The 25,332-nt window shown below is 71.2% G+C and carries 23 protein-coding genes; 13 read left to right on the top strand and 10 right to left on the bottom strand.

Features of this window, described 5'->3' with window-relative positions; genetic code table 11:
- Positions 1-31: 31 nt before the first annotated feature.
- From OG885_RS32015 to OG885_RS32005, 3 genes are all read left to right on the top strand, one after another.
- Positions 32-544 (top strand): pyridoxamine 5'-phosphate oxidase family protein, encoded by a 513-nt coding sequence (locus OG885_RS32015; RefSeq protein WP_405737737.1) that lies wholly within the window; start codon positions 32-34, stop codon positions 542-544.
- A 12-nt stretch (positions 545-556) separates the two neighbouring features.
- Positions 557-1,000 (top strand): VOC family protein, encoded by a 444-nt coding sequence (locus tag OG885_RS32010; RefSeq protein WP_405737736.1) that lies wholly within the window; start codon positions 557-559, stop codon positions 998-1,000.
- 355 nt (positions 1,001-1,355) lie between these two features.
- Positions 1,356-1,799 (top strand): histone-like nucleoid-structuring protein Lsr2, encoded by a 444-nt coding sequence (locus tag OG885_RS32005; protein WP_405737735.1) that lies wholly within the window; start codon positions 1,356-1,358, stop codon positions 1,797-1,799.
- Positions 1,800-1,865: 66 nt separating this feature from the next.
- Here the strand turns inward: OG885_RS32005 and OG885_RS32000 are convergent, their stop codons facing one another.
- Entirely contained in the window at positions 1,866-3,227 is a 1,362-nt protein-coding gene (locus OG885_RS32000; protein ID WP_266830106.1) for a glutamine synthetase family protein, read from the bottom strand.
- 350 nt (positions 3,228-3,577) lie between these two features.
- Here OG885_RS32000 and OG885_RS31995 point away from each other — a divergent pair, with 350 nt between their 5' ends.
- The 4 genes from OG885_RS31995 to OG885_RS31980 all read left to right on the top strand — a co-directional run bounded on the left by OG885_RS31995 (position 3,578) and on the right by OG885_RS31980 (position 9,182).
- A complete protein-coding gene (locus tag OG885_RS31995; RefSeq protein WP_405737734.1) occupies positions 3,578-4,240 on the top strand; it encodes a DUF3105 domain-containing protein in 663 nt (220 codons plus the stop codon).
- Positions 4,237-4,857, top strand: a complete 621-nt coding sequence (locus tag OG885_RS31990) for a DUF305 domain-containing protein (RefSeq protein ID WP_405737733.1) — start codon at positions 4,237-4,239, stop codon at positions 4,855-4,857. The genes OG885_RS31995 and OG885_RS31990 overlap by 4 nt, the downstream gene beginning before the upstream one ends.
- Positions 4,858-5,079: 222 nt before the next feature.
- Complete coding sequence (locus OG885_RS31985; RefSeq protein WP_405737732.1) at positions 5,080-6,987, top strand: protease pro-enzyme activation domain-containing protein; 1,908 nt, start codon at positions 5,080-5,082, stop codon at positions 6,985-6,987.
- A 140-nt stretch (positions 6,988-7,127) separates the two neighbouring features.
- Positions 7,128-9,182 carry an NAD(+) synthase gene (locus tag OG885_RS31980; RefSeq protein WP_405737731.1) on the top strand — a complete coding sequence of 685 codons (2,055 nt, stop codon included), beginning with the start codon at positions 7,128-7,130 and terminating at the stop codon, positions 9,180-9,182.
- A gap of 3 nt (positions 9,183-9,185) precedes the next feature.
- Here OG885_RS31980 and OG885_RS31975 read toward each other — a convergent pair whose 3' ends face one another.
- The 5 genes from OG885_RS31975 to OG885_RS31955 form a co-directional block, all read right to left on the bottom strand.
- Positions 9,186-9,593: a hypothetical protein gene (locus OG885_RS31975; protein WP_405737730.1), complete on the bottom strand. Its 408-nt coding sequence runs from the start codon at positions 9,591-9,593 to the stop codon at positions 9,186-9,188.
- Between the two features lie 169 nt (positions 9,594-9,762).
- Positions 9,763-10,980, bottom strand: a complete 1,218-nt coding sequence (locus OG885_RS31970; protein ID WP_405737729.1) for an MFS transporter — start codon at positions 10,978-10,980, stop codon at positions 9,763-9,765.
- A gap of 88 nt (positions 10,981-11,068) precedes the next feature.
- A complete protein-coding gene (locus tag OG885_RS31965) occupies positions 11,069-12,118 on the bottom strand; it encodes an endonuclease/exonuclease/phosphatase family protein (RefSeq protein ID WP_405737728.1) in 1,050 nt (349 codons plus the stop codon).
- Positions 12,119-12,306: 188 nt separating this feature from the next.
- Positions 12,307-12,858, bottom strand: coding sequence for a TetR/AcrR family transcriptional regulator (locus OG885_RS31960; RefSeq protein WP_405742967.1), 552 nt, complete (start codon positions 12,856-12,858; stop codon positions 12,307-12,309).
- Positions 12,859-13,055: 197 nt separating this feature from the next.
- Positions 13,056-14,654: an MFS transporter gene (locus tag OG885_RS31955; protein WP_405737727.1), complete on the bottom strand. Its 1,599-nt coding sequence runs from the start codon at positions 14,652-14,654 to the stop codon at positions 13,056-13,058.
- 247 nt (positions 14,655-14,901) lie between these two features.
- Here OG885_RS31955 and panB point away from each other — a divergent pair, with 247 nt between their 5' ends.
- From panB to OG885_RS31940, 3 genes are all read left to right on the top strand, one after another.
- Entirely contained in the window at positions 14,902-15,768 is an 867-nt protein-coding gene (panB, locus tag OG885_RS31950; RefSeq protein ID WP_405737726.1) for a 3-methyl-2-oxobutanoate hydroxymethyltransferase, read from the top strand.
- A 130-nt stretch (positions 15,769-15,898) separates the two neighbouring features.
- Positions 15,899-16,924, top strand: a complete 1,026-nt coding sequence (locus OG885_RS31945) for an ATP-binding cassette domain-containing protein (RefSeq protein WP_399965930.1) — start codon at positions 15,899-15,901, stop codon at positions 16,922-16,924.
- Positions 16,921-17,751, top strand: a complete 831-nt coding sequence (locus tag OG885_RS31940) for an ABC transporter permease (protein ID WP_399965929.1) — start codon at positions 16,921-16,923, stop codon at positions 17,749-17,751. Before OG885_RS31945 ends, OG885_RS31940 begins: the two co-directional genes overlap by 4 nt.
- A 19-nt stretch (positions 17,752-17,770) precedes the next feature.
- Here the strand turns inward: OG885_RS31940 and OG885_RS31935 are convergent, their stop codons facing one another.
- A complete protein-coding gene (locus OG885_RS31935) occupies positions 17,771-21,064 on the bottom strand; it encodes a BTAD domain-containing putative transcriptional regulator (RefSeq protein ID WP_405737725.1) in 3,294 nt (1,097 codons plus the stop codon).
- Positions 21,065-21,248: 184 nt separating this feature from the next.
- On the opposite strand from OG885_RS31935, the gene OG885_RS31930 reads away from it, so the two are divergent.
- Positions 21,249-22,046: a site-2 protease family protein gene (locus OG885_RS31930; protein WP_405737724.1), complete on the top strand. Its 798-nt coding sequence runs from the start codon at positions 21,249-21,251 to the stop codon at positions 22,044-22,046.
- Here OG885_RS31930 and OG885_RS31925 read toward each other — a convergent pair.
- Positions 22,036-22,278: a hypothetical protein gene (locus OG885_RS31925; RefSeq protein ID WP_405737723.1), complete on the bottom strand. Its 243-nt coding sequence runs from the start codon at positions 22,276-22,278 to the stop codon at positions 22,036-22,038. The two genes, OG885_RS31930 and OG885_RS31925, sit on opposite strands and share 11 nt — an antisense overlap.
- Before the next feature lie 4 nt (positions 22,279-22,282).
- On the bottom strand, positions 22,283-22,999 hold the full coding sequence (npdG, locus tag OG885_RS31920) for an NADPH-dependent F420 reductase (RefSeq protein ID WP_405737722.1): 717 nt from the start codon (positions 22,997-22,999) through the stop codon (positions 22,283-22,285).
- A 135-nt stretch (positions 23,000-23,134) separates the two neighbouring features.
- Here npdG and OG885_RS31915 point away from each other — a divergent pair, with 135 nt between their 5' ends.
- Both OG885_RS31915 and OG885_RS31910 read left to right on the top strand, forming a co-directional pair.
- Entirely contained in the window at positions 23,135-23,746 is a 612-nt protein-coding gene (locus OG885_RS31915; protein WP_405737721.1) for a hypothetical protein, read from the top strand.
- A 49-nt stretch (positions 23,747-23,795) separates the two neighbouring features.
- Positions 23,796-25,100, top strand: coding sequence for an MFS transporter (locus OG885_RS31910; protein ID WP_405737720.1), 1,305 nt, complete (start codon positions 23,796-23,798; stop codon positions 25,098-25,100).
- Here the strand turns inward: OG885_RS31910 and OG885_RS31905 are convergent, their stop codons facing one another.
- Positions 25,101-25,328, bottom strand: a complete 228-nt coding sequence (locus tag OG885_RS31905) for a hypothetical protein (RefSeq protein WP_399965922.1) — start codon at positions 25,326-25,328, stop codon at positions 25,101-25,103.
- Between the last annotated feature and the right edge of the window lie 4 nt (positions 25,329-25,332).

Below are 25,332 nucleotides of genomic sequence, written 5' to 3'. Positions count from 1 at the left end.
GAGTTCCGGGCCGCAACGGGGTCTGCCCTGTATGACTCACGACGAACCACAGACCCGGCTGGACCGGCGCTACAGCGACCCGACCGTCACGGCGACCCCCTGGCCGCGGGCGGTCGCGCTGCTGGAGTCGGCCGAACTGTTCTGGATCTCGACGGTACGGCCGGACGGGCGCCCGCACGTGACCCCGCTGCCCGCGGTCTGGTCGGACGGCGCCCTGCATTTCTGCACGGGCGCCGAGGAGCGCAAGGCCCTGAACCTCGCGGCGAACCCGCAGGTCGTGCTGACGACCGGGACGAGCACCTGGAACGAGGGGTACGACCTGGTCGTGGAGGGCGAGGCGGTACGGGTCACCGACGACGTCCGGCTGCGGGCGCTGGCGGCCGGGTGGGAGGCGAAGTACGGCGAGTTCTGGCACTTCGAGGTCCGGGAGGGGTGTTTCCACCACGGCGGGGGAAGCGCTCTGGTCTTCTCGGTAGCGCCGCGCACGGTTTTCGGCTTCGGTAAGGGGGAGCCGTTCAGCCAGACGCGTTGGCGTTTCACCTGAGGGAGCCTTGCCATGGACATGAGTCTCGAAGTCATCCTGATGCCGGTCTCGGACGTGGACCGGGCCAAGGAGTTCTACCGGGACAAGGTCGGTTTCCACGTGGACCTGGACGGCGAGGTGATGCCGGGCGTCCGGATCGTCCAGCTGACCCCGCCGGGCTCGGGCTGTTCGATCGCGCTCGTCGACGGCCTCCAGATCCCCACGGGCACCCCGCAGCCGGGCACGTACCACGGCATGCAGCTGTGCGTCACGGACGCGAAGGCGGCGTACGAGGAGCTGACCGCCCGCGGCCTGGACGTCACCGAGCCGCAGTCCTTCGGCCCCCAGGACGGCGCCACGTTCATGTACTTCAAGGACCCGGACGGAAACGGCTGGGCGATCCAGGAGTATCGCCGCCGGGAGACGGAGCCCCTGCACAAGGTGCTGGCGGACCTGGCGGGGCAGCGGGGGCAGTGACGCCCCGGGGGCCTCGTCGGGCGGGGTCCTCCGGGTAGTTGCCCTCCGCGTCGCGGCGGGCGGCGGCCAGCTCTGAGCAGGGTCTCGGCGAGGTCGGGTTCGCCACCTCGCCGGTCCTGCGCCGTGACGGTGAGCAGACAGGCGAGGGCGCGGGCGACCAGCCAGGTCTCCCGGGCGGCCGGCCGGTCCCGCTCGGTGACCAGGGGCACCAGCACCGGCCGCAGCCGTTCCCGTACCGCCCGGGCGGTGGCCTCGGCGCCGCGTGCGCCGAAGCAGTCCCCGACGCTGAACAGCGCGGCGTGCAGTTCGGTGACGAGGGCCGGGTTGTCGCCCGGCTTCTCGCACTCCGCGACAGGTGGCCGGACACGCGGTACGGCAGCGGCAGAACAGCGGCTGGCTCGGCATCGCCGGCCTCACCGGCGCCGGGGGCGCCGCGCTGCTCGCCACCGGACCGGCCCCGGCCGACGCGCCGCCGGCGGCCGACTACGCGCCCAGGGCCACGGCCGGCTTCCTGGTGCTGCCCAGCCTGGGCGGGTCCTTGCTCTCCCGTCTGTTCCCCGCGTGCACGCCTCAGGAGTCGGTGCAGGCCGAGATCGACGTGCTCGCCCACCGTCTCGCCGAGGCCCAGGCCCGGCAGACGCTGCTGGGGCGGGCCGCGGCGGCGGGCACACGCCCGTACGACGCGAAGGCGGTGCGCGCCTGGGCCCGCGCCCAGGGCCTGACCGTTCCGGCTCGTGGCCGGGTTCCGGCCCATCTGGTCGAGGCGTGGCGGGCCGCGGGCGGGAACAGCGCCTCGTGACGGGGCGCGAGAACGCCGAGGGGCCGGTGGCGCACAGCCACCGGCCCCTTTGTCGCGCGCGGGGTGTTACAGCACCGGCAGGTTCTTCCGCAGCTCGAACGCGGTGACCTCGGAGCGGTACTCCTCCCACTCCTGGCGCTTGTTGCGCAGGAAGAAGTCGAAGACGTGCTCGCCGAGGGTCTCGGCGACCAGGTCGCTGCGTTCCATCAGGGTCAGGGCCTCGCCGAGGTTCTGCGGGAGGGGCTCGATGCCCATCGCGCGGCGCTCGGCGTCGGAGAGGGCCCAGACGTCGTCCTCGGCGCCCGGCGGGAGCTCGTAGCCCTCCTCGATGCCCTTGAGGCCGGCCGCGAGGAGGACGGCGTAGGCCAGGTAGGGGTTGGCGCCGGAGTCGATCGAGCGGACCTCGATGCGGGCCGAGCCGGTCTTGCCGGGCTTGTACATCGGGACGCGGACCAGGGCGCTGCGGTTGTTGTGGCCCCAGCAGATGTACGAGGGGGCTTCGCCGCCGGCGCCGGCCGTGCGCTCCGAGCCGCCCCAGATGCGCTTGTAGGAGTTGACCCACTGGTTGGTGACCGCGGAGATCTCCGCGGAGTGCTTCAGCAGGCCCGCGATGAAGGAGCGGCCGACCTTGGAGAGCTGGTACTCCGAGCCCGACTCGTAGAACGCGTTGCGGTCGCCCTCGAAGAGGGAGAGGTGCGTGTGCATGCCCGAGCCCGGGTGCTCCGAGAACGGCTTCGGCATGAACGTGGCCTGCACGCCCTGCTCCAGCGCGACCTGCTTCATGACCAGGCGGAACGTCATGATGTTGTCCGCCGTGGAGAGCGCGTCGGCGTAGCGGAGGTCGATCTCCTGCTGGCCGGGGGCGCCCTCGTGGTGGGAGAACTCGACCGAGATGCCCATCGACTCCAGCATGGTGATCGCCTGGCGGCGGAAGTCCATGCCGATGTTCTGCGGGGTGTGGTCGAAGTATCCGGAGTTGTCGGCCGGGGTCGGGCGGGTGCCGTCCAGCGGCTTGTCCTTCAGGAGGAAGAACTCGATCTCCGGGTGGGTGTAGAAGGTGAAACCCAGGTCGGAGGTGCGGGCCAGCGCGCGCTTGAGCACGTAGCGCGGGTCCGCGAAGGACGGCGAGCCGTCCGGCATCAGGATGTCGCAGAACATCCGGGCCGTACCGGGGGCCTCCGCACGCCAGGGGAGGATCTGGAACGTCGACGGGTCCGGCTTGGCGATCATGTCGGACTCGTAGACCCGGGCGAAGCCCTCGATCGCCGAGCCGTCGAAGCCGATGCCCTCGTCAAAGGCCTGCTCCAGCTCGGCCGGGGCCACGGCGACGGACTTGAGGAAGCCCAGCACGTCCGTGAACCACAGGCGTACGAACCGGATGTCGCGCTCCTCCAACGTCCGGAGCACGAACTCCTGCTGCTTGTCCATCTTCCGCTTCCCCATCCTTGCTGGTCAGGCCGCCTGCCTCCGGTCCCGCAGAGAGACGGTCGGGCACCTGAGCATCCCACCACAACACCATTTCATCCGTGTTGCGGACCATGATCGGCAGGCCGACGCCCGGTTGAACGCCTCACGTCCGACAGGTGTACTGTTCTGCGCCCATCTTGCCTGCTCGGACGCGCGGAAGTAATGCCGGGCGGTCCGCAACCTGCGGGGCCCGGGGCGTGAGCGGAACCCGATCTTCGGCCATTCCTGTGCCCGCCCTACGGGAGACCCGGTCCTCCCTATTACGATCAGCGGACCCGATCGGCCCCCTTTCCCCAGAAGGACACAACCCCATGGGCTCCGCCAAGAAGAAGGAATCCGCCGCACGGCAGGCGCGTATAGCCGAGATGCGGCGGGCCGAGCAGGCTCGCGAGCGCCGCAACCGGCTTCTCACGATCGGGGCGAGCGTGGCGGTCGTGGCCGCTCTCGTCGTCGGCGCCGTCGTGCTCGTGCAGTCGCAGGACGACGACAGCAGCACCGCGTCCGACTCGAAGAACCCGGGGCACTGGACCACGGGCAAGGACGGCGTGAAGACGTGGTCGGCGAAGCTGAGCCAGACGCATGTCACCAAGACGGTGAAGTACCCGATGACGCCCCCGGCCGGCGGTGACCACAACGCGGTCTGGCAGAACTGCAACGGCGACGTCTACACCAAGGCGCTCGACAACATGAACGCGGTGCACTCGCTGGAGCACGGCGCGGTCTGGGTGACGTACACCAGCAAGGCCAAGAAGTCCGACGTGGAGGCGCTCGCGACGAAGGTCAAGGCGACGCCGTACACGCTGATGAGCCCGTACGAGGACCAGGCGGACCCGATCATGCTGACGGCGTGGGGCCACCAGCGGACGGTGACGAGCGCCAGCGACCCGAACGTGGCGAAGTTCTTCGAGAAGTACGTCCAGGGCGAGCAGACGCCGGAGAAGGGCGCCGTGTGCACGGGCGGTAAGGCGCAGTGAGGCAGGTCGGCTGGATCGCGGGGACCGCGGCGGCAGTGCTCGTCGCGGCCGGCGCGGTCACCTACGCGGTCGCCGACGGCGACGACTCCACGGCCACGCCCACCGCCGACTCCGCGGACGCGGGCTTCGCGCGGGACATGGCTGTGCACCACCAGCAGGCGGTGGAGATGTCGTTCATCGTGCGCGACCGCACCGAGAACGAGGACGTGCGCAGGCTCGCGTTCGACATCGCGCAGACGCAGGCCAACCAGCGCGGCATGCTGCTGGGCTGGCTGGATCTGTGGGAGCTGCCGAAGGTGTCGTCCGACCCGCCGATGACCTGGATGGACATGGGCGGCATGACCGACGGCAAGGACGGCGCGCTGATGCCGGGCATGGCGACCAACACCGAGTTGGGGAAACTCCGGAAGCTCAGCGGCAAGCAGGCCGAGATCCTCTATCTGCAGCTGATGACCGAGCACCACAAGGGCGGCATCCACATGGCCGAGGGCTGTGTCGCGCGCTGCACGGTGAAGGTGGAGAAGGACATCGCACAGGGCATGGTGAACGCCCAGGAGTCCGAGATCGAGCTGATGACGGACATGCTCAAGGAGCGGGGCGCGAAACCGCGTTCATAGCGCGCGGCGGCTCGCCATAGAGGGTTTCCCCTCGGTCCTCATAGCGCGTTAACCCTCAAATGGCCTTGTCATTAGGTTAATTGGGCTCTTCTTGGGATTCGTATTCCCCTCGCATGAACGGTTCGTCGAAAGAGTGGCCCCGGCGAGTGATCCACTCGCGACGAACCGCATACAGGGGGTTCCATGAGATCCAACCGCGCAAGAACGCGCGCCGGAGTGAGCATGGCAGCGACACTGCCGATGATCGCCGGCGCGCTCGCGCTCGGTATACCCGCGGCGCACGCCTCGGACTCCCCGGCCCGTGACACGCTGACCGGAACGAAGCCCGCGTGGGCCACGACCAAGGCCGACAAGGGTGCCACCGCCGACAGTTCGCGGGTCTCGGCCCGGGTCTATCTGGCGGGCAGGGACGCGGCCGGCCTCGCCGCGTACGCGAAGTCGGTGTCCGACCCGTCCTCGGCGTCGTACGGCAGATATCTGAGCGCCGGCCAGGCGCAGTCCCGCTTCGGCGCGACGAAGGCCCAGGTCGCGGCCGTGAAGTCCTGGCTGACGTCGGCCGGTCTGAAGGTCACCGGCGTCTCGCAGCACTACGTCTCCGTCACCGGTGACGTGGCCGCCGCCGAGAAGGCGTTCGGCACCCAGCTGCACAACTACACCAAGGGCAGCAAGACTTACCGCGCGCCCTCGAAGTCGGCGTCCGCGCCGGAGAGCCTGAACGGTGCCGTCCTGACCGTCACCGGCCTGGACAACGCCCCGCACAAGGCCGACCGCGACGAGCAACTGCCGGGCCCCGGAGCCGTGTTCAAGAACTCCGGCCCGTTCTCGTCGTACTACGGCTCCAACATCGCGAGCACGCTGCCCGACGCGTACGGCACCAAGATCCCGTACGCCGTGCAGGGTTACACCGGCAAGCAGCTGCGTGCCGCCTACGGGGCGGGCAAGTACACGGGCAAGGGGGTGCGCGTCGCCATCACGGACGCGTTCGCCTCCCCGACCATCGCCTACGACGCGGCCACCTACGCGAAGAAGCACGGCGACGCGGCCTACACCACGGGCCAGTTGAAGCAGGTCCTGCCCAAGAACTACACGCACACCGGTGCCGACGAGTGCGACGCCTCCGGCTGGTACGGCGAGGAGACCCTCGACGTCGAGGCCGTGCACGCGGTCGCGCCGGACGCGCAGATCACGTACGTGGGCGCGGCGTCCTGCTACGACGACGATCTGCTGGACTCCCTCAGCAAGATCGTCGACAACCACCTCGCCGACATCGTCTCCAACTCCTGGGGCGACATCGAGGCCAACCAGACGCCCGACCTCGCGGCCGCCTACGACCAGGTCTTCCAGTTCGGCGCGGTCGAGGGCATCGGCTTCTACTTCTCCTCCGGTGACAACGGCGACGAGGTCGCCAACACCGGCACGAAGCAGGTCGACACCCCGGCCAACTCGGCGTGGGTGACGGCGGTCGGCGGTACCTCCCTCGCCGTCGGCAAGGGCGACAAGTACCTGTGGGAGACCGGCTGGGGCACCGAGAAGGCCACGCTGTCCGCGGACGGCAAGAGCTGGACCAACTTCCCCGGCGCGTTCACCTCCGGTGCGGGCGGCGGCACCAGCAAGACGGTCGCCGAGCCCTTCTACCAGAAGGGTGTCGTCCCGGACGCGCTGGCGAAGGCCAACAACGCGGCCGGTAACCGGGTGGTCCCGGACATCTCCGCGATCGCCGACCCCAACACCGGCTTCAAGGTCGGCCAGACGCAGACCTTCCCGGACGGCTCCGAGAAGTACAGCGAGTACCGCATCGGCGGCACGTCGCTGGCTTCGCCGGTGATCGCGGCCGTGCAGGCGCTGGCGCAGGAGGCGCGCGGCGGTAAGGCGATCGGGTTCGCGAACCCGTCGATCTACGCCAAGTACGGGTCGAAGGTGTACCACGACGTCACGGACAACCCGACGGGGTCGGGGCTCGCGGTGGCTCGCGTGGATTTCGTGAACGGGTATGACGCGACGGACGGTCTGGCGACATCTGTGCGGTCGCTTGGTAAGGACAGCTCGTTGGTCGCGGTGAAGGGGTATGACCCTGTGACCGGCGTGGGTACGCCTGCGGGCGGTTACGTGGAGTCGTACAAGCGGCGATAGGTCGTCTTCCGGCTGCGGCTCCGTTGTGGCTGGTCGCGCAGTTCCCCGCGCCCCTAGGGGCGTCTGTGTGAACGGGGTGGTGTGGGTGCCCAATGCCCACGCCACCCCATCGCGTCTCTCTGACGATTACACTGGCTTTCGTGCCTCCACTGAACTTCTGGTCGATTTATCAGCACGGGTTCGCGCGTGTCGCCGCCTGCACGGGTCACACCGTCATCGCCGATCCGCCCGCCAACGCCGACGCGGTCCTGCGTCACGCCCGCCGGTGCTCGGACGACGGGGTCGCGGTCGCGGTCTTTCCCGAGATGGTGCTGTGCGGGTACTCCATCGAGGATCTGCTGCTCCAGGACGCGCTGCTCGACGAGGTCGAGGCGGCGCTCGCGACCGTGGTGGCCGGGTCCGCTGGTCTGCTGCCGGTGCTGGTGGTGGGCGCCCCGCTGCGGCATCGCAACCGGGTCTACAACTGCGCGGTGATCGTGCACCGCGGCCGGGTCCTCGGCGTCGTACCGAAGTCGTACCCGCCGAACTACCGCGAGTTCTACGAGCGTCGGCAGATCGGTGACGGCGCGGACGAGCGCGGCGGGTCGATCCGGGTCGGCGGTGCCGAGGTGCCGTTCGGCGTGGACCTCCTCTTCGAGGCGTCCGACGTGCCCGGCCTCGTCCTCCACGCCGAGATCTGCGAGGACATGTGGGTGCCGGTGCCGCCGAGCGCGGAGGCGGCCCTCGCCGGGGCGACCGTGCTGGTCAACCTGTCCGGCAGCCCGATCACGGTCGGACGGGCCGAGGACCGCAAGCTGCTGTGCCGTTCGGCGTCGTCGCGCTGTCTGGCCGCGTACGTCTACGCGGCGGCCGGGTCGGGCGAGTCGACCACCGATCTGTCCTGGGACGGCCAGACGATGGTCTACGAGAACGGCGTGCTGCTCGCGGAGACAGAGCGGTTCCCGCTCGGGGACGAGTACGCGGTGGCCGACGTGGACCTCGATCTGCTGCGGCAGGAGCGGCTGCGGATGGGCACGTTCGACGACAACCGCCGTACGCACGGGGCCCGGACGGGTGACTTCCGCACGGTCTGCTTCGAGCTGGACCCGCCGCTCACCGACCTGGGGCTGCGGCGGCGCCTCGAACGCTTCCCGTTCGTGCCGGCCGACGCCGCCCGGCTCGCCCAGGACTGCTTCGAGGCGTACAACATCCAGGTCCAGGGCCTCCAGCAGCGGCTCGCCTCGATCGGCGGCTCGAAGGTCGTCATCGGTGTCTCCGGCGGTCTGGACTCCACCCACGCGCTGATCGTCGCCGCCCGCGCCATGGACCGCGCCGGGCGCCCGCGCAGCGACATCCTGGCCTGGACACTGCCCGGCTTCGCCACCAGCGACCACACGAAGGACAACGCGCACAAGCTGATGAACTCCCTCGGCGTCACCGCGGCCGAGCTGGACATCACGCCGACCGCGCGGCTGATGCTGGCGGAGATGGGGCATCCGTTCGCGTCCGGCGAGCCGGTGTACGACGTCACCTTCGAGAACGTCCAGGCGGGCCTGCGCACCGACTATCTCTTCCGCCTCGCAAACCAGCGCGGCGGCATCGTGCTCGGCACCGGTGACCTCTCCGAGCTGGCGCTCGGCTGGTCGACGTACGGCGTGGGCGACCAGATGAGCCACTACAACGTCAACGGCGGCGTGCCGAAGACGCTGATCCAGCACCTCATCCGGTGGGTCATCAGCAGCGGCCAGTTCGGCGAGGAGACCGGCAGGACCCTCGCCGCGATCCTCGACACGGAGATCAGTCCGGAGCTGGTGCCGGGTGAGGAGATGCAGTCGACGGAGTCGAAGATCGGCCCGTACGCGCTGCACGACTTCACGCTCTTCCACGTCCTGCGCTACGGCTTCCGCCCGTCGAAGATCGCCTTCCTGGCCTGGCACGCCTGGCGGGACGCCGAGGCCGGCGCGTGGCCGCCCGGGTTCCCCGAGGCCAAGCGGGTGGCGTACGAGCTGCCGGAGATCGCCAAGTGGCTGGCGGTCTTCTGCCGCCGCTACTTCGGCTTCGCCCAGTTCAAGCGCTCGGCGATGCCCAACGGCCCGAAGGTCTCGGCGGGCGGCTCGCTGTCGCCCCGCGGTGACTGGCGTGCGCCGTCGGACAGTTCGGCGCGGGCGTGGCTGCGGGATCTGGAGCGGTTCGAGGAACTGGCAGCCGATCGCTGACACTCAGAGCAGTTCCCGCGGGGCGCGCAGCGCGTGCCAGAGGCCGGCCGCCAGGGACAGGACGACCACACCGAAGAACAGCCAGAACAAGAACTCGGCGCCGCTCGCGAGTTCGTAGGTGGTGCCGTCCTCCCAACGGCAGTACGCCCGCGGTGGAAACACCGTGGAGACGCCCCTGACGGCCCCGTCGCCCAGGATGCCCTTGCGCATGGGCTCCCTGGGGCACGGGGCCGTGTCGGGGAAGAGGACGGCGTCGTCCGCCGTCACGACGACCAGCCACGTTCCCGCCGCGAGCGGCGCCGCCCAGAAGACGGCGCTGCGCACGGCCCAGGGCAGCCGGGGCAGCGCGACCCAGCCGCGCAGGGCGACCTGGCAGACGACGAGGGTCACGAAGACCACGAGTAAGGTCACGTCGCCGTCCGCCCGGGGCGCGTTGCTCGCTGCATCGGCTCACCCCATCAGCACCGGGACCGGCGAGCTGTGGCGGAAGCCACTCCTCCGGCCACAGCCGTGTCACAGCCGGCGAGGCACCGGCCGCCCAGCCTCTCGCACCCGCGCTGCGCGTCGGGGGTACGACGGCTCAGTGCCGCAGCAGTTCCGCGGCCTGCGGCAGATGCGCCGCCACGACCCGCTCGCGTACCGCCACCGGCATCCGGCGCCGGTCCACCGCGTACGCCACGCCCGCCACCGCGAGCCCCAGCACCGCCAGCACCGCGCCCGCCAGCGCCGGGGAGGTGACCCCGAACCCCGCGGCCAGCGCGAGGCCGCCGATCCAGGCACCGCCGGCGTTCGCCAGGTTGAAGGCGGCCTGGTTGGCGGAGGAGGCCAGTGAGGGGGCCGAGGAGGCCTTCTCCATGACCATCAGCTGGAGCGGCGAGCCGGTGACGAAGGCGGCCACGCCGAGCAGGACGACGCCCGCGGCGGCGCTCACCGGCGTGCTCATCAGCAGCGGGAAGGCGCCGAGGACGACCACCAGCGAGACCAGGCCGCCGAACAGGGTCGCCCGCATCGCGTGGTCGGCCAGCCGTCCGCCCAGCAGGTTGCCGGCCGTGGCGCCCACGCCGAACAGCGCGAGCAGCAGCGTGACGCTGGTGTCGGCGTACCCGGCGGAGTCGGTCAGCATCGGCGTGATGTAGCTGTACGCGGAGAAGAGCGCGCCGAAGCCCGCGACGGTCGTGCCGAGGGCCAGCCAGACGGGGAGGGACTTCAGGGCCGCGAGCTCGCCGCGCAGACCCCCGTGCGCCGGCGCCACGCGGTCGTGCGGGATCAGGGCGGCCAGGGCAGCGATCGCGGCGAGGCCGATGGCGCTCACCCCGAGGAAGGTGGCCCGCCAGCCGAGGTGCTGGCCCATGAGCGTGGCGACCGGCACGCCGGCGATGTTGGCGACGGTCAGCCCGAGGAACATCAGCGACACCGACCGGGCCTTGCGCTCGGGGGCGACCATGGTCGTGGCGACGACCGCGCCGACGCCGAAGAAGGCGCCGTGCGGCAGGCCGCTGGCGAAGCGGGCGAGCAGCAGCCAGTGGTAGTCGGGGGCGAAGGCGGAGGCCGCGTTGCCGGCGACGAACAGGGCCATCAGCGCGATGAGGACCGTACGGCGGGACATGCGCGCGGTGAGCGCGGCGAGCAGCGGGGCGCCGATGACGACGCCGAGCGCGTACGCCGAGACCAGGTGGCCGGCGGTGGGGAGGGAGATGTTCAGGTCGTCGGCGACCTCGGGCAGCAGGCCCATCATGACGAACTCGGTGGTGCCGATCCCGAAGGCGCCCACGGCGAGGGCGAGCAGGGCGAGGGGCATGGAGGTGCCTGTGCCTTTCAAGGTCAAGTTCCGCGGCGCTTATGTTCAGCTACGGAACAAAGCCTTTCGGGCCCAGTATTCCATACGGTCAGGACGAGGTGTCGACCGTCACACGGGCCGCCACCGGGAGATGGTCGCTGCCCGTCTCCGGCAGGGTCCACGAGGTCTCCGGCTCGACGCCCTTGACCAGGATCTGGTCGATCCGCGCCATCGGGAACGAGGCCGGCCAGCTGAATCCGAACCCGCTGCCCGCCGCGCCCTGGGTGGAGCGCAGCTGGGAGGTGACGGCGTTGAGGGCGCGGTCGTTCATCGTGCCGTTGAGGTCGCCCAGCAGCACGACCCGCTCCAGCGGTTCGTCGGCGATGGCCTCGCCCAGCGCGTCGGCGCTCTTGTCGCGCTGCCGGGCCGTGAACCCGGCCTCCATCTTCACCCGCACCGACGGCAGATGGGCGACGTAGACCGCGACCTGCCCGGCGGGCGTGGTCACCGTGGCCCGCATGGCCCGGGTCCAGCCGAGCTTGATGTCGACGGGCTTCACCCCGGTCAGCGGGTACTTGCTCCACAGTCCGACGGTGCCCTGCACCGAGTGGTACTTGTACGTCCCCGCCAGCGCCTTCTCGTACGTCGGGACCGCGGCGGAGGTCAGCTCCTCCAGGGCGAGGACGTCGGCGCCGGACGCGGCGACGTCGCGGGCGGTGTCGGCCGGGTCGGGGTTGTCGGCGTTGACGTTGTGGGTGGCCACCGTGAGGTCGCCGCCGGAGCCGGCCTTGTCGGTGAGCAGCCCGCCGAAGAGGTTCAGCCACACGACCGCCGGGAGCAGGATCGCGATCAGGGCGGTCGCCGACTTGCGGACGACGGCGAGGACCAGCAGGACGGGGACGGCGAGGCCCAGCCAGGGCAGGAAGGTCTCGGTGAGACTGCCGAGGTTGCCGATGCGGTTGGGGATCCGTGAGTGCATCAGCATGACCAGGGCGATGAGCAGCGCCAGCGCGGCGAGGACCAGTCCGCGCCGCCAGATCCGCGGGTCGCCCCGCCAGCCGCCGAGCAGCGCGTCCCGCAGGCGTCGGAGCCTGGATCCCCGGCGCTCGGGCCCCGAGCCTCCGTTGTCCGTCTCCTCCATGTACGCCTGCTGAGCCATACCGTGTCGCCTCACTGCCTGCCGTGCATCCGTCCGTCCCCCCGGTACCTCAAGACCCTAGGGGATGATCGGTTCTGATCCCGCCGTCCCATGACGGCCGTACCCGCACGAGGACGTACAAGTCACCGTCCGAAGTTCCGAACACGGCCGGGGAAAGCGCGGTCTGTGACGAAACGCGCACACGAGGGTTACGGGGTCGGCGAACTGACGGGCGGTGAGCTGACGGGACGTAGCCCTTCGAGGATGGTGTCGACGATCTGCTCGGACAGCCCCTCGGGGAGGTCGGCGTCCGGGCGCATGAAGGTGCGCACCAGCATGGGGCCGACGAGCATGTCGTTGACGAGTTCCAGGTCGACGTCGGCGCGGAGTTCGCCGTTGTCCCGGCCGCGGCGCAGGACCTCGATGCCGACGCGGCGCCGGGGGGCGATGGCGGCGTCGTGGTAGGCGCACCAGATCTTCGGGCTGCTCTTCATCTGGGCGTGGACGTTGTGCAGGATCGCCGAGGTCCGGCGGACGAGCCCGCGCTGCCGCAACGACTCCAGCAGCACGACGAGGTCGTCGCGCATGGAGGTGCCGGGCAGCACCGGGTCCGGCGGTTCGGCCGTCCGTACGACGTCGACGAAGAGCTCCTCCTTGCCGCTCCACCGCCGGTAGATCGCGGCCTTGCCGACCCCGGCGGTACGTGCGATGCGCTCGATGGAGAGCTCCGCGAGCGGCACCCCTTCCTCCAGCAACTTCATCACGCCCTCGACGATGGCCCGCTCCACGGCCTCACTACGGGGCCTGCCGCGGGCGGGCCCGGCCCCCGGTGCGCCCGGCCGCCGGGGGGCTCCCGACCGGGCCGGGGCGCCTTTGGCGTCGGCGGGGCTGGTCACGTCGGTGGTCCCTTCTGTGGTGTGGGGCGATTTTCCCCCGTACGCACGCGCGCGTGCCCCGGTCACTCCGCCGCGGGGACCAACTCCCGCCCCTGCGCGTCCTTTTCGTCGGTGGGAGGCTTGCCCGGCAGGAACACGGCGACCACGACCGCGCCGACCACGGCGACACCCGCGCCCCACAGGGCGGTGATGTGCATGGCGTGGAGGAAGGCGTCGTGGGCCGGGCCGACCAGGACGGCGCCCTTGGGGCCGAGCTTCTCGGCAACGCCGAGGGTCGCCTCGATGGACTCGCCCGCGGTGTGACGGGCGCCGGCGGGGAGCAGGCCGAGCTTGTCCTCGATGCCGCTGCGGTACGCCGTGGAGAGGACCGAGCCGAGGACGGCGATACCGAGGGCGCCGCCGAGCTGACGGAAGGTGTTGCTCAGCGCGGACGCGGAACCGGCCTTCTCGCGCGGCAGGGCCTGCATGATGACGACACTGACCGGGGTCATGATGTGCGCCATGCCGGCACCCATGAGGAAGAAGACGACCTCCAGGACCCAGATCGGCGTGTCCGACTCGAACCCGGCGAACGCGGCCAGCATCGCCGCGATGACCAGCAGTCCGGCCGTGGTGGTGGCCTTGTTGCCGAACCGGTCGACGACCAGCCGGGCCCGCGGCGCGAAGATCATCTGCGCGGCGGCCAGCGGCAGCATCAGCAGACCGGTCTGCAGGGGTGAGTAGCCGCGCACGCTCTGGGTGTAGAAGACGGAGAAGAACGTCACACCCATCAGCGCGAAGAAGACCAGCGCGATGGCGGCGATGGCGGCCGAGAACACCTTGTTCTTGAAGTAGGTGACATCGATGGACGGATGGTCGCTGCGCTTCTCGAACACCACGAACGCGACGAGTACGGCGAGACCGGCGCCGATGGTCGACAGCACCGCCGGGTCCGTGAAGTCGGCGAGCTGGCCGCCCTTGATGATGCCGTAGACCAGGAGGACCAGTCCGACGACGGACAGCACGACGCCGATCGGGTCGATGCGCCCCGGGTTGGGGTCACGGGAGTCCGGCACCAGCCACAGCATCAGGGCCAGCGCGAGCAGCACGATCGGCACGTTGATGAGGAAGACCGAGCCCCACCAGAAGTGGTCGAGGAGCACTCCGCCGGTGATCGGCCCTATGGCGATGGCGAGGCCGACGCCGCCGGCCCAGATGCCGATGGCCTTGGGCTGCTCCTCGCGCTCAAAGACGTTCATGAGGACGGCGAGGGTGGCCGGCATCACGAACGCGGCGCCGAGACCCATGACGGCGCGGAAGGCGATCAGCTCGGTCGGCGACCCCGCGGTGGCGGCGAGCGCCGAGCCGATGCCGAAGACGGCGAGCCCGCCGAGCAGGACCCGCTTGCGGCCGAGCCGGTCACCGAGGAGCCCGGCGCTGAACAGAAGGCCCGCGAAGACCAGGGTGTAGGCGTTGATCGCCCACTCCAGCTCGCTCTGCGTGGCGCCCAGGCCGGTCGGAGCGGGGGTCGAGATCGTCTTGATCGCGACGTTCAGGATCGAGTTGTCGAGCACCACGATCAGCAGGCTCAGCATCAGCACGCCGAGAATCGCCCAGCGACGCCGGTGCACGGCCTCGGGAACGGTCGGGCCGGACGCGGCGTGGTCGGCAGGAGAGGTCATGCCGTCGAGCCTAGGCGAATTCCGATACGGAACCGTCTCGTATCGAATTCCTTTACGGAGACCTTACGCAGCCCTTAACCGCCTTTACGGAGTCCTTGCCGCCGGACCTAGGGCGACGGACGTAAGTCACTCGACGCGTGACTCATGTCCCGCCACCCGCTCTGGCCGCGCGTGGCACGAGGTGCCACCATGGAGGGGATCCGGGGACGCCGTCAGGGCGCCTCGAGATGACGAAGGAGCCGTTGCCATGACGCAGCTTTCGGCTGCCCAGACCAAGCCCTCCGACGGCAGCAAAGCGCTGTACGGGGGGAAGGGCACCCGCCGCCTCACCGTCCGGGACCTCGCCCTCGCCAAGGAACGCGGCGAGAAGTGGCCCATGCTCACCGCCTACGACTCGGGGACCGCGTCGGTCTTCGACGAGGCCGGTATCCCGGTCCTGCTCGTCGGGGACTCCGCGGGCAACGTCGCGCTCGGGTACGAGTCGACCGTCCCCGTCACCATGGACGAGATGACCATGCTGTCGGCGGCCGTGGTCCGGGGCACCTCCCGCGCCCTGATCGTCGCCGACCTCCCCTTCGGCTCGTACCAGGAAGGCCCTGTCCAGGCCCTGCGCTCGGCCACCCGGCTGATCAAGGACGCCGGGGTCGGTGCGGTCAAGCTGGAGGGCGGCGAGCGGTCGTACGACCAGATCCGGCTCCTCGTCGAGTCCGGCATCCCGGTGATGGCCCACATCGGCCTCACCCCGCAGTCCGTCAACGCCATGGGCTACCGCGTCCAGGGCCGCGGCGAGGAGGCGGCGGCGCAGCTGCTGCGCGACGCGAAGGCCGTGCAGGACGCCGGCGCCTTCGCGGTCGTCCTGGAGCTGGTTCCGGCCGAGCTCGCGGCCGAGGTCACCCGCACGCTGGCCATCCCGACGGTCGGCATCGGCGCGGGTCCGGAGACGGACGCGCAGGTGCTGGTGTGGACCGACATGCTCGGTCTGACCGGCGGCCGGGTCCCGAAGTTCGTCAAGCAGTACGCCGACCTGCGCACGGTCATGGGCGACGCGGTGAAGGCGTTCGCCGAGGACGTGGTCGGCGGGACGTTCCCGCTGGAAGAGCACAGCGTCCACTAAGAGCCACAGCGGTACAGAAGCAGCCCGCCGACTTCCCCCATCGGCGGGCTGCTGGCTTTGTAGGCGGCCTGTAGGCGGCTGTCGGTGGGCTGTAGGTCGTTTGTCGGTGGGCCCTGGCACCGTTCTCGGCATGACGCGAATCGACAACAACCGCAGCGGCGCCGACACCGCCGTTTCCGTGCGGGGACTGGTCAAGCACTACGGCGAGACCAAGGCGCTGGACGGCGTCGACCTGGACGTGCGCGAGGGCACCGTGATGGGTGTGCTCGGGCCGAACGGCGCCGGCAAGACCACCCTCGTACGGATCCTGTCCACCCTCCTCTCCCCCGACGCCGGCCGCGCCACGGTCGCCGGATACGACGTCGTACGGCAGCCGCGGCAGCTGCGCCGGGTGATAGGGCTCACCGGGCAGTACGCCTCCGTCGACGAGAAGCTCCCCGGCTGGGAGAACCTCTACATGATCGGCCGGCTGCTCGACCTGCCCCGCAAGGAGGCCCGCACCCGGGCCGACGAGTTGCTGGAGCGGTTCTCGCTCACCGAGGCCGCCAAGCGCCCGGCGAGCACCTACTCCGGCGGTATGCGCCGCCGCCTCGACCTGGCCGCCTCCATGATCGGGCACCCCGCGGTGCTCTTCCTGGACGAGCCGACCACCGGCCTCGACCCGCGCACCCGCAACGAGGTGTGGGACGAGGTCAAGCGGATGGTCGGCGACGGTGTCACCGTCCTGCTCACGACCCAGTACATGGAGGAGGCCGAGCAGCTGGCCTCCGAGCTGACCGTCGTCGACCGCGGCAAGGTCATCGCGGGCGGCGGTATCGAGGAGCTGAAGGCGAAGGTCGGCGGCCGGACGCTGCGGGTACGGCCCGCCGATCCGCTGCACCTGCGCCCGCTCGCCGGTCATCTCGACGGCCTCGGCATCACGGGCCTCGCCACCACCACCGTCGACCCCGAGTCCGGCTCCCTGCTGGTGCCGATCCTCAGCGACGAGCAGCTGACCGCGGTGGTCGGCGCGGTCACCGCGCGCGGCATCACCGTCTCCGCCATCACCACCGAACTGCCCAGCCTGGACGAGGTGTTCCTGTCCCTCACCGGCCACCGTGCCAGTGCACCGCAGGACACCGTGCCCACCGAGACCCGCGAGGAGGTCGCCGTATGAGCGCCGCCACTCTCACCCCCGCCGACACCGCCAAGCCCGCCGACGACGTCCGGATCCCGCTGCGCGGGCATCTGCGGCACACCGGCGCCCTCGTCCGCCGCAACCTGCTGTGGATCCGTCAGGACCCCGAGTCGATGGCCGACGCGCTGCTGATGCCGGTCATCTTCACCCTGCTGTTCGTGTTCGTCTTCGGCGGCTCCATCGGGCAGGCGCTGGGCGGCGGCCAGGACCAGTACGTGCAGTACGTCATCCCCGGCATGATCGCGATGATGAGCATGACCCTGTCCCAGGGGGTCGGCACCGGCTTCAGCCAGGACTTCAACTCCGGTGTCATGGACCGGTTCCGGTCGCTGCCGATCGGGCGCGGCTCGGTGCTGTTCGCGAAGATCTCCGTCGAGCTGATGCGGATGCTGTTCGCGACGACCGTGCTGATGCTCGTCTCCGTCGCCGTCGGCTTCGACATCACCAACTGGCCCGGCCTGTTCGCGACCGTCGCGCTGGCCACCGCGTTCGCCTCGTCGATCATGTGGGTGTTCCTCACCCTGGGCGTGGTCATGAAGAGCGCGCAGTCGGTGCAGGCGATGGGCTTCCTGGTGCTGTTCCCGCTCCAGTTCGGTTCGTCGATCTTCGCGCCGACGACCTCGATGCCGGGCTGGTTGCAGACCTTCACCGACTACAACCCACTGTCCACGCTGGCGGACGCCGCGCGCGGACTCATGATCGGCGGTCCCGTCGCGCACGACCTGTGGGTGACGCTCGCCTGGTCGGTGGCGATCACCGCGGTGATGGCGCCGGTGGCGATCCACAAGTTCCGGACGAAGAGCTGACGCCGGGCGGCGGCACGGTTCAGACGAGGGCGGCGGCCTCCCCGGGGGAGAGACCGGCGCCCTCGTCGTACGCCGTGGCGTAGGCCGCCTCCCCGAGCCGGGCACGCAGCTCGCGCTCGGCCCGGTGGCGGGCCTCCCGTTCGTAGCTCTGCGGGACATGGGAGGGCGGCAGCATCGCGTCGCCGGCCGCGAGACAGCGGGCCCCGTCCGTGGCGCGCCCACCGCCGTCCACACCGGCCAGGCCGAGGGCGGCGATGTGCAGGTACTGGGCGCGCATGTGCGGGGCGATCGCCTGGGACAGCGGGTCCTCGGCCTTGCCGAGGGCCCGGCGGACCTTGTCGAGACAGGCTGCGAAGCGCCCGTCAGCCGCCTCCACCAATGCCTCCGCGCCAAGGATGAAGGCGTCGAAGATGATGAAGTGGGCGATGCCGAACTCCTCGCGCAGCAGCCGGAGTTGCTCGCGCGCCTCGGTGACGCGGTCGGTCTGGGCGAGCCGGGCGGAGAGGAAGAGCCGGGCGGCGGGCATCGCGTCGTTGTGGCCACCGCCGTGGGCGGCGATCACCTCGCGCAGCAGCCGCTCCCCGCCCTCGGGGTCCGACTCCATCAGCACACTGCCGAGCCGGGCCTTGAGGACGGCCTGCTGGGCGCGGGCGCCGAGCCGGGCGGCGATGTCGATCCCCGCCTCGTAGTCGGCCGCCGCCAGGTCCCAACGGCCCTTGCGCTCATGGGACTCGGCCCGCGCGGAGAGTGCCTCCGCGGTGCCCCAGAGGTCACCGAGGCGCTCGTAGATGGCCAGTGACTCGTCCGCGTCCCTGATGGCGTCGCCCGCCCAGTCGACGCGGTTGGCGAACATGTTGGCGCGCCACTGCAGGCTCGCGGCGAGCTCCCAGTCGTATCCGGGGGTCTCGCGCGAGGTGCGCACGGTTTCGTCGATGACCAGCCGCAGCCGCTCCATGTCGCCGGTGAGCATGATGGCGAAGACCCACAGGCAGCCGGGGGCCCGGCAGGTCTGCGGCTGGCCGGGTTCGTAGGTGTGCGCGACGGCCTTGAGCTTCGCCTGCGCCTCGGGTGTCTGCCAGGCGTCCAACTCGGTGTCCATGCAGGCGAGATGGGTCAGATGCAGACCGCGCCGGGCCTCTTCGAGGACCTCGCCGGTCCAGGGCGGCGGATCGTCCGTGCAGCGCCGCCACACCGGCCGGGCGGGGCGGACGGGGTCGGTGAACGGGTCGGGGCCGAGGGCCATGACCTCCTTGGACCAGGTACGGGCCTCGATCTTCAGATCGCGCATCTGCCAGTACCAGGCCAGCGACAGGACCAGACAGAGGCCCTCCTGCTCGTCCCGCTCGGCGACGGCGAGCCGCAGGGCGGTGCGCAGGTTCTCGTACTCGCGCTCCAGCAGCCCGATGGAGGCGAGTTGGCCGGGGCCGCGCAGCAACGGGTCGGTGGTGCGGGCGAGTTCGCGGTAGTACGTCAGATGCGCGCGCCCGGTCTCGGCCCGCCGCCCGCTCTCGTCGAGCCGCTCGCCCGCGTACTCGGCGACGGTCTCCAGGAGCCGGTAGCGCATCCCTCCGCAGTCCGAAGGCGCGGCCACCACAAGGGACTTGTCGACGAGGGAGCCGAGCGCGTCCAGTGCGACGGGACCGCACACGGCCTCGGCGGCGGCGAGGTCGCATCCGCCCGCGAACACGGACAGCGTCCGCAGCACCTCCCGCTCTCCCTCGTCCAGCAGGTCCCAGGACCAGTCGACGACGGCCCGCAGGGTCTGCTGGCGGGGCAGGACGGTACGGCTGCCGGAGGTCAGCAGCCGGAAGCGGTCGTCGAGCCGGTCGGCGATCTGACGTGGCGTCAACATCCGTAGCCGGGCTGCCGCGAGTTCGATGGCGAGCGGGAGCCCGTCGAGGCGACGGCAGATCTCGGCGCAGGCCGCGGCGGTCTCCGCGTCGGCCTCGACCCGGAAGCCGGGCCGGGCCGCGGCCCCGCGGTCGGCGAGCAGCCGCAGCGCGACGGGCTCGGGCAGCGGGTCGACCGGCCGCAGCAACTCCCCCGGCACGCCGAGGGATTCACGGCTGGTGGCCAGGACCGTCAGCTCCGGACACCGTTCCAGGAGGGCCGCGACCAGACGGGCGGCGGCCTCGACGACATGCTCGCAGTTGTCGAGGATCAGCAGCATCCGGCGTCTGCCGCAGTGCTCGACGAGCCGCTCGACCGGGTCGTCGTGCCGCTCGTTGCCGGCCCGCATGGCCTCGGCGCCGGCCCCGTACAGCACGGTCTCGCGGGCGCCGACGGCGGTGAGCACGGCCTCCGGCACATCGACCGGATCGTCGACCGGCGCGAGTTCGGCCAGCCACACCCCGTCCCGTGCCGCGTCCCCCACGGTCTCGGCCGCCTCCTGCGACAGCCGCGTCTTCCCCGCCCCGCCGGGCCCGAGCAGGGTGACGAGCCGGGCCACCGCGAGATCCCCCCGAATGGCCTCGATATCGGCTTCCCGCCCGACGAAGGAGGTGAGCCGGGCGCGGAGGTTGCCGGGGGCGGGGGCGACGGTGTCGGCGGCCGGAGCCGGGACGGGCACCGCGGGTGCCGACGGCAGCTGGTCCAGCAACTCCCCGTGCAGCGACCGCAGTTCCGGCCCCGGGTCGGCGCCGAGGCGGTCCGCCAGCAGGTGGCGTACGTCCTCGTAGGCAGCCAGTGCCTCCGCCGTGCGGCCCGCGTCGCGCAGGGCGCGCAGCCGGAGGGCCTGGAGGGGTTCGTCCAGGGGGTGGGTGTCGCAGAGGGCGGTCAGCTCGGGCAGGGACTGCTCGGCGTGGCCGAGGGCGAGGGCGGCGGTGTGGCGGGCGCGCAGCGCGTCCAGGCGTCGGGCCTCCCAGCGCGCCGACTCGGCGGCGCGGTCGGGCAGATCGGCGAGGGCGGGGCCGCGCCACAGGGCGAGCGCGTCGTCGAGGACACCGGCCGCTTTCGCCGGGTCGTCGTCGGCCATGGCCCGCGCGCCCTCGCCCGTGAGCCGGTCGAAGCGGTGCAGGTCGATGTCGTCGGGGGCCGCGACGAGCCGGTAACCGCCGTCCACGGAGGCGACGGCGTCCGCGCCGAGGGCCCTGCGCAGCCGTCCGACCAGTGCCTGGAGCGCGGCGGGCGCGTCGGCGGGCGGGTCGCCGTCCCACACCTCGGCGACCAGCAGTCCCACGGTGACGGTGCGGCCGGGTCGTAGGGCGAGCACGGTCAGCAGGGCACGCAGCCGCGCCCCGCCGACGGGGAGCGGGGTGCCGTCGGAACGGAGTGCCTGGGTGGTACCGAGGATGCGATAGCGCACGGGGTCCATTGTCTCCGGTCGTTCAGGGCGCGGTCACGGGGATACGGGTGTCGGCGACGGCCTCGTCACCCTCATGCCACCACCCCATGTCCCCCACCTTCTCCGGAACCGATGACCGACCGCGAGACGTTTTCGGCGTAGGCCCGGTACGGTCGGGCAGTCCCAGAGCGTGTACGAGAGTCGGGGGAACCCCATGACAGCCACTGCCGCCCGCCGCAGCGACCGGCGGATCAGCCCGGTCTTCGTCGGGATCCTCGCCGTGACGGCGGTGACCGGGTGGGCCACCTGGACCGGGTTCGCGGAGCAGCCCGGGGTGGCGGTGTTCCTGTTCGTGACGGCCGCGTGGATCGTCTCCCTGTGTCTGCACGAGTACGCGCACGCGCGTACCGCCCTGCACAGCGGTGACATCTCGGTCGGTTCGAAGGGCTATCTGACCCTGAACCCGCTCAAGTACACCCACGCCCTGCTGAGCATCGTCCTGCCCGTCCTCTTCGTGATCATGGGCGGGATCGGTCTGCCCGGCGGTGCGGTGTTCATCGAGCGCGGACGGATCCGGGGGCGCTGGAAGCACAGTCTGATCTCGGCGGCCGGACCGCTGACCAACGTGGTGTTCGCGGTCGTGTGCACCGCCCCGTTCTGGCTGGACGCCCTGGACGGCGTGCCGACCGACTTCCGGTTCGCGCTGGCCTTCCTCGCCCTGCTCCAGGTGACGGCGGCGATCCTGAACTTCCTGCCGGTCCCGGGCCTGGACGGCTACGGGGTCATCGAGCCCTGGCTGTCGTACAAGATCAAGCGCCAGGTGGAGCCCTTCGCCCCGTTCGGTCTGCTGTTCGTGTTCGCGCTGCTGTGGGTGCCGTCGGTCAACCACGCGTTCTTCGACCTGATCGACTCGATCCTGGCGTCGCTCGGCATCAGCGATGTCGAGACGTACTGCGGTCAGGACCTCTTCCGGTTCTGGCAGACCAGCGACTTCTGCTCGGTCAGTTCGTGACCGAGCTGTCGCGCTCGGCCTTGCCGCGCTTGACGTAGTACCAGCACATGTTGCTGGACAGCCCCGCGATCAGCACCCACACGATCCCCAGCAAGCTGCCCTGCGCGAAGGACACGACCGCCGCGGCGACGGCGAGCAGGCAGACGATCAGGGTGTAGAGGGCGAGGCGGGGCATGGGGGCGATTCTCCTGTCGGGGGACACCGGTGTACGACGACGTCCAGTGTCCCCCATCCCCTCACACGTCCGTGACGCGCAGCCCCGCGTGCGCCTTGTAGCGGCGGTTCACGGAGATCAGGTTGGCGACCAGCGACTCGACCTGGTGGGCATTGCGCAGCCGGCCGGCGAAGACACCGCGCATGCCGGGGATGCGCCCGGCGAGGGCCTGGACGATCTCGACGTCGGCGCGCTCCTCGCCGAGGACCATCACATCGGTGTCGATCTCGTCGATCTCCGGGTCCTGGAGCAGGACGGCCGACAGATGGTGGAAGGCGGCGGCGACCCGGGAGTCGGGGAGCAGGGCCGCGGCCTGCTCGGCGGCGCTGCCCTCCTCCGGCTTCAGGGCGTAGGCACCCTTCTTGTCGAAGCCGAGCGGGTTGACGCAGTCGACGACCAGCTTCCCGGCGAGTTCCTCGCGCAGCGACTCCAGGGTCTTGCCGTGTCCGTCCCACGGCACGGCGACGATCACGATGTCGCTGCGGCGCGCGGTCTCGGCGTTGTCGGCGCCCTCGACTCCGTGCCCGAGCTCGTCGGCGGCGGCCTGGGCGCGGTCGGCGGCCCGCGAGCCGATAATCACCTTCTGGCCGGTCTTGGCGAGCCGGTAGGCGAGGCCCTTGCCCTGGGGGCCGGTCCCGCCGAGCACGCCGACGACAAGGCCGGAGACGTCGGGGAGGTCCCAGGGGTCCTTGGCGGGCGCCTTCGCGGGGGTCTGTGCAGCACTGTCGGTAGAGGTCATGGGCTGACTTTACGTGCGGCTCGCGCACCCCGGCCGGTCAGGTGAGGGCGGAGGCGCGCTCCCCCGAACCCGGTTCGGGCGAATTCGACGGGAACCCGGGGCCGCGCCCGGCCGGTTGCGGCAGGATGCGGTCGCATGGACGCCGTACGTGTCGCGTTGCTGCGTGAAGTGCTCGCCGGGACCGAGTGGTTGGGGGCGACCCGGAGGTTCGCGGGGGTGCTGCGCGGGTCGGTGGTGTCGCACGGGGGCGGGCTGCTGCTGGTGGGCACCCCGGAGTACGAGCCCTGGCATCTCGCGGCGCATCTGGTGGACGAGGCGGCCTGGTCCGGGACGCCGGAGCTGGCCCCCACGCTCGTACGGCATGACGCGCAGCCCTCCGATCCGGCCCATCTGGCCGTCGGGCTGGGGCGGTTGGCGGCGGCGCGGCGCGGCGAGACGCTCCTGGTGGTGTCGCCGAACGGACCGGACGGACCGGACGCGCCGCTCCTTGAGCGGGTGCACGACGCCCGCCGGGCCGGGGCGACCGTCCTCGCCCTCGGCCCCGACGAGGGGGACCTGGCCGCGCTGGCGCACGAGTCGCTGGCCGTGCCGCAGGGCACGGACCTCGATCTGGACACCGTGCAGCATCTGGTGAGCGCGGCGGCCGGTGAGAACGCGGTGCCCGCGCCGCGTGGCCCGCGCCGCTTCCGGGACCGGCTCTCCCGGCTGACGGAGCAGCTCACGGCGCCGCCGCCGGCGCGCTGGTAGCGGGAAATTCGGTTGCCCGGTCGGCCGCCCCGCCCGAGCATGACCGCTCGTGACCGACACCGACGCCGACACGGCCCCTTCCCGTCTCCGCTCCGTCCTGCCCGACCTCGCGCCCTGGCGGGCCTCGGCCGACTTCCGGCGGCTGTGGGTGTCGGGGCTGATCTCGAACTTCGGCAGCTTCCTGACGTTCGTCGCACTGCCGGTGCAGATCAAGGACCTGACCGGATCGGCGGCGGCCGTGGGGGCCATCGGCGCGGTGGAGCTCGTCCCGCTGATCGTTTTCGGGCTGTACGGCGGTGCGCTCGCCGACGCGCTCGACAAGCGGGGCCTGATCCTCTGGACGGAGGCCGGGCAGGGTCTGCTGAGCGCGGTGCTGCTGCTCAACGCGCTGATGCCGCACCCGGCCGTGTGGCCGCTGTATGTCGTCGCCGCCCTCTCCTCGGCGCTGGTGTCGGTCCAGCGCCCCGCGCTGGACTCCCTGTGGCCGCGGATCGTGGCCCATGACCATCTCCCGGCCGCGGCCTCCCTCAACACCTTCCGCTGGACGGTCGGCGGGGTCGCCGGCCCGGCGCTGGCGGGTGTGGTGGTGGCGTACGCGGGGCTCGGCTGGGCCTACGCCGCCGATCTGGTCACCTTCGTCGTGTCCGTCGCCCTGATCATCCCGATCGCCTCCTCGCCCGCCGCGCACGAGGCGGCGAAACCGTCGCTGAAGGCGATCGCCGAGGGAGCGCGGTACGCCTGGAGCCGCAAGGAACTCCTCGGCACCTACGCCGTCGACCTGGCGGCGATGTTCCTGGCGATGCCTCTCGCCCTGCTCCCCTTCCTCGCCGACGAGTTGGACGCGGAGTGGTCGCTCGGCCTGATGTACGCGACCGTCCCGCTGGGGGCGATGCTGGTGAGCGCGACCAGCGGCTGGACGGCCCGCATCCATCGGCACGGCCGGATGGTGGTCCTGTCGGCCGCGCTGTGGGGCGTGGCCGTCGCGGCGGCCGGGGTCGTCGGCAACGTCTGGCTGGTGCTGCTGTTCCTGACCGTGGCCGGCGGCTGCGACATGGTCAGCGGGATCTTCCGCGGGGTGATGTGGAACCAGACGATCCCGGACGAGCTGAGGGGCCGGCTCGCCGGGATCGAGCTGCTGTCCTACTCGGTCGGCCCGACCCTCGGCCAGGTCAGGTCGGGCGGTTTCGCCGCCTGGTGGGGCGTGCGGACGTCGGTGTGGTCGGGGGGACTGCTGTGCGCCGGCGCGGTGGGACTGCTGGCCCTGTGCCTGCCGAAGCTGATGACGTACGACGCCCGGACGGACGAGCACGCGGCACGGGTCCGGGCACAGCGCAAGGCGGCTGCACGGGCCTGATCAGTCCTCGTCGGCGCCCTTCGTGGCGTCGTGCCACTTCGGGTCGTTCTCCCACTCGAGGTTGCGCTCGCGGGCGGTCTCCATCGCGTGTTCGGCCTCCTTCCGGGAGGCGTACGGACCGAAGCGGTCCTTGGCGGGGCATTCCGGCCCCTCCTCGACCTTCTTGTGCTCCAGGCAGTAGTACCACTCGCCCGGCTTGCCGACCGTGCGCTTCTTGAACAAGGCCATGACC

It is taken from the genome of Streptomyces sp. NBC_00028 (genome assembly GCF_045041065.1).
Classification (GTDB): domain Bacteria; phylum Actinomycetota; class Actinomycetes; order Streptomycetales; family Streptomycetaceae; genus Streptomyces.
This window is presented reverse-complemented; position numbering and strand designations above follow the sequence as displayed.